General features: G+C 73.9%; 3 protein-coding genes and 1 pseudogene. 3 read left to right on the top strand and 1 reads right to left on the bottom strand.

The annotated features are described in order from the left end of the window. A pseudogene (locus MHW47_RS32755) lies at window positions 1-491 on the bottom strand (hypothetical protein); the annotation flags it as partial. Between the two features lie 189 nt (window positions 492-680). Here MHW47_RS32755 and MHW47_RS32750 point away from each other — a divergent pair. The 3 genes from MHW47_RS32750 to MHW47_RS32740 all read left to right on the top strand — a co-directional run. Next, complete coding sequence (locus MHW47_RS32750) at window positions 681-1,697, top strand: NAD-dependent epimerase/dehydratase family protein (RefSeq protein ID WP_239227479.1); 1,017 nt, start codon at window positions 681-683, stop codon at window positions 1,695-1,697. A gap of 12 nt (window positions 1,698-1,709) precedes the next feature. Then, window positions 1,710-3,344 carry a carbamoyltransferase C-terminal domain-containing protein gene (locus MHW47_RS32745; RefSeq protein WP_239227478.1) on the top strand — a complete coding sequence of 545 codons (1,635 nt, stop codon included), beginning with the start codon at window positions 1,710-1,712 and terminating at the stop codon, window positions 3,342-3,344. A gap of 23 nt (window positions 3,345-3,367) precedes the next feature. After that, on the top strand, window positions 3,368-4,184 hold an 817-nt coding region (locus tag MHW47_RS32740; RefSeq protein WP_239227477.1), incomplete at its 3' end, for a glycosyltransferase family 2 protein.

The following is a 4,184-nucleotide window of genomic DNA, read 5'->3' as shown; positions in this document are numbered from 1 at the left end:
GTCGGCCGGCCGGCCGAACTCCCCGGCGAGGACGGCCATGACCGTGCCGAGCATCTGGACGCACTCGTCGGTGTGCCGGTCGGCGGCCTCGTCGTGGTCGTCGTAGTCGTTGCCCAGCAGCGCGCCGCCGGGTCGTCGCCGTCCACCACACTCACTCCGACGGCGGTCCGCCGGCACCGCGCGTACCGCTCGTGCAGTCGGGTGAGCTGCGGTCCGTGCACCGGACCGCAGACGAAGAGCAGATGCTCGTACCGCTCGGGCGGGGCCGCCTCCAGCGTCCGGGCACCCGGCGCGAAATGCGGGCTCCAGGCCGATTCGTGCGGCACACCCACCTGGTCCAGCGCCTGCGACACCGCCCGCTCGGCGAGGAAGTCACCGGCGGTCACTTCGCCGTCCGGAAAGCTGAACCATCCGGTGACCAGCACCCGCCCGGACGCGCCGCGCGGCCGCAGCAGCCCGTCGAGCGTGTCCACGAGGTTCGGATGCTCCATGATCGCCTCCTCCTGGGTTCGCTCCAACGGTAGTACCGAAGATGCGTGGCCGGATTACTCCGGCAGGATGCGTGAGGGAGAAGCGAGCGGCGGAGACGCGGCTCGGTGTCGCCGGGACAGGTGACCGCGTGCGGCGGTCGGTACCCGCGCCTTCCGGAACTTCCGGTTCTCTGAAAGGAGATGGGTCGGATGACATTCTCCGCATCCGGGCGGATGCCCTGGCGGAACGCCCTGGTCTCGGGCGGCGCCGGTTTCCTCGGGTCACATCTGTGCGAACGGCTGCTGGCCGGGGGAGTGGCGGTCGACTGCGCCGACAACCTCGCCTCCGGGTCACCGCGCAACATCGCCCACCTGGAGGAGGACAAGGCATTCCGGTTCCTTCCCCTGGACATCTCGGACGCCTCCTGCGTCCGGGAGTTGAGCGGCCCCTACGACCTCGTCCTGCACTTCGCCTGCCCGGCCTCGCCCGCCGACTACCTGCGCATGCCGCTGGAGACGCTGGACGTCGGCAGTCTCGGCACCCGCAACATGCTCGCCGTCGCCGAACGGGACGGGGCGCGGCTGCTGCTCGCCTCGACGTCCGAGGTGTACGGCGACCCGCTGGTACATCCCCAGCGCGAGGACTACTGGGGCAATGTGAACCCGGTCGGGCCGCGCAGCGTGTACGACGAGTCGAAGCGTTTCTCCGAGGCGCTGGTGACCGCCCACGCCGCCGCCAGAGGCACCGACGCGGGCATCGTCCGGCTGTTCAACACCTACGGTCCCCGCATGCGCGCCCACGACGGCCGGGCCGTGCCGACCTTCATCTGCCAGGCCCTGGCCGGGGAACCGATCACCGTCGCCGGGGACGGCAGCCAGACCCGGTCGCTCTGCTACGTCGACGACACCCTCGACGGCGTACTCAGCGTGGCCGCGAGCAAGTCCGTGCGGCCCGTGAACATCGGCGGCAGCGACGAGACGACGGTACGGGAGATCGCCCGGCGGATCGTCAAACTCACCGGTTCCGCCAGCCCGATCGCCTGCATCGACCGGCCCGTCGACGACCCCGAGAGGCGACGCCCCGACACCACCCTGGTGCGGGAGATGTTCGGCTGGGAACCACGCGTTTCCTGGGAGGAAGGGCTGGAACGCACCATCGCGTACTTCGCCTCGCTCCCCGAAATGCCCGACGCTCCGCCCGCCGGCGTTCCGGCCCGCGACCTCTGAAGGAGCCGACGCATGCGCGTGCTCGGAATCAACGCCCTTTTCCACGACCCCTCGGCCGCCCTGGTCATCGACGGGAAGACCGTCGCCGCGGCCGAGGAGGAACGCTTCAGCCGGCGCAAGCACGGCAAGCGCCCGGTGCCGTTCTCCGCGTGGGAGCTGCCCGAACTCTCCGCCCGCTGGTGCCTGGAGGCGGCCGGCCTCGAACCCGCCGACCTGGACGCCGTCGCCTACTCGTACGACCCCCATCTCGCCCGCCCCGCCGAGCAGTTGGGTCTCGACGACCCGTGGGACCACCTCCGCCAGGACTACGCGAGGCGCGCCCCGGAATTCCTCGCCGAGGCCCTGCCCGGTCTCCACCCGGACAAGGTCCGCTTCGTCCCCCACCACGTCGCGCACGCCGCGTCCGCCGGGCTCGCCGCCCCACCGGGCGACCGCGCCGTCCTGGTCCTCGACGGGCGCGGCGAATGCGCCTCCCAGCTCGCCGGCCACTACCGGGACAGCGTCCTGGAGGTGCTGAACACCCAGCCGCTGCCCGAATCGCTGGGCCTGTTCTACGAGGAGCTGACCCAGCACCTCGGATTCCTGCGCAGCAGCGACGAGTTCAAGGTCATGGCCCTCGCCTCCTACGGCAAGCCCGTCTTCGCCGAACGGCTCGCCGCGTACGTCCACGCCACCGGCGGCGGCGGATTCCGGGCCTCCGGCATCCCCTGGAGCGAGTTCGCACCGGCCCGCCGGCCGGGCGGCCCGTACCGCGAACAGCACGCCGACCTCGCGGCCAGCGCCCAGCGCTGCCTGGAGGAGACCGTGCTCCACCTGGCCTCCTGGCTCCACGGACGCACCGGCGCCACCCGGCTGGCCCTCGCCGGCGGCGTCGCCCTCAACTGCGTGGCCAACGCCCGCCTGCACCGCGAGGGGCCCTTCGACGACGTATGGGTCCAGCCGGCCGCCGGTGACGCCGGGACCTCCCTGGGCGCCGCCCTCCACGTCGCCGCCGAGCACGGCCCGGTCCGCCCGATGACCACCGCCGCCCTCGGCCGGGGCTGGAGCGACGAGGAACTGCGCCGGATGCTGGAGACGGCCGCGCTGCCCTTCGAGGAGCCCGAGGACGTCGCCGCCGCCGTCGCCGAGGAACTGGCGCAGGACGGCATCGTCGCCTGGTTCCAGGGGCGCAGCGAGTTCGGCCCCCGGGCCCTCGGCCACCGCTCCCTGCTCGCCCATCCGGGACGCGCCGAGAACCTGGAACGGCTCAACGCGGTCAAGGGCCGGGAGGAGTTCCGCCCCGTCGCCCCCATGGTGCGGGCGGAACGCGCCGCCGAACTCTTCGACGGTCCGATGCCCAGCCCGTACATGCTCTTCGTCCACGAGGTCGCCGAGGAGTGGAAGCCCCGCATCCCCGCCGTCGTCCACGTGGACGGCACCGCGCGCATCCAGACCGTGGACCCGGCCGCCGAGCCGCTCGTCGCCCGGATGCTCGCCGCGTTCGAGGAGCGCACCGGCCTCCCCGTCGTCGTCAACACCAGCCTCAACACGGCGGGCAGGCCCATGGTCGACCACCCCCGCGAGGCCCTGGAGTGCTTCGGCTCCGCGCCCGTGGACCTGCTGGCCATCGGACCCTTCCTCGTCCGCCGGTCGAAGGCGTTCACATGACGCCCGGTGAACGGGACCGGCGCGTGACGACCACCGCGCCGGACGGGCCCCGGGACCTGCCGCCGACCGCCACCCCCTACTCCGTCGTCGTCCCCACCATCGGCCGGCCCTGCCTGGCGGACTGCCTGCGGGCCCTCGCCGACGCGGCCGTACCCGCACCCCGCGCGATCTTCCTCGTCGACGACCGCCGCGACCCGGCCGGCCCGCTCGACCTCACCGCCGCCGGACCGCTCGCGGACCGGATCACCGTGCTGGCCACCGGCGGCCGGGGCCCGGCCGCCGCCCGCAACGCCGGGCTGCGCCGCGTCGCCACGCCCTGGGTGGTCTTCCTCGACGACGACGTACAGGTGCGCCCGGGCTGGGGCGCCCTGCTCGCCCACGACCTCGCGCAGGCCGGACCCGGCACGGCCGGGGTGCAGGGCCGGCTGACCGTACCGCTGCCCGACGACCGCAGACCCACCGACTGGGAGCGCTGCACGGCGGGCCTGGAGGACGCCGCCTGGGCCACCGCCGACATGGCCTACCGCACCGGGACGGTACGCGCGGCCGGCGGGTTCGACGAGCGCTTCCCGCGCGCCTTCCGCGAGGACGCCGACCTGGCCCTGCGCCTCATGAGCGGCGGCTGGACCCTGGCCCGCGGCACCCGCGCCACCCTGCACCCCGTCCGCCCCGCCGACCGCTGGGTCTCCGTGCGCACCCAGCGCGGCAACGCGGACGACGCCCTGATGAGCCGCCTGCACGGACCGGACTGGTGGATGAGGGCCGACGCCCCGCGCGGCCGGCTGCCCGGCCACCTGGCCGTCACCGCCGCGGGCCTCGCCGCCGCCGGGCTCGCCCTGG

The organism is Streptomyces sp. OfavH-34-F (genome assembly GCF_022347745.1).
Taxonomy (GTDB): Bacteria; Actinomycetota; Actinomycetes; order Streptomycetales; family Streptomycetaceae; genus Streptomyces.
Note: the sequence above shows the minus strand (reverse complement) of the source record. Positions and strands in the feature narration are given on the sequence as shown.

Excerpts from the sequence above, each read along its gene's own strand:
- MHW47_RS32745 (WP_239227478.1), top strand. The coding sequence starts at position 1,710 with ATGCGCGTGCTCGGAATCAACGCCCTTTTCCACGACCCCTCGGCCGCC.
- MHW47_RS32750 (WP_239227479.1), top strand. The coding sequence starts at position 681 with ATGACATTCTCCGCATCCGGGCGGATGCCCTGGCGGAACGCCCTGGTC.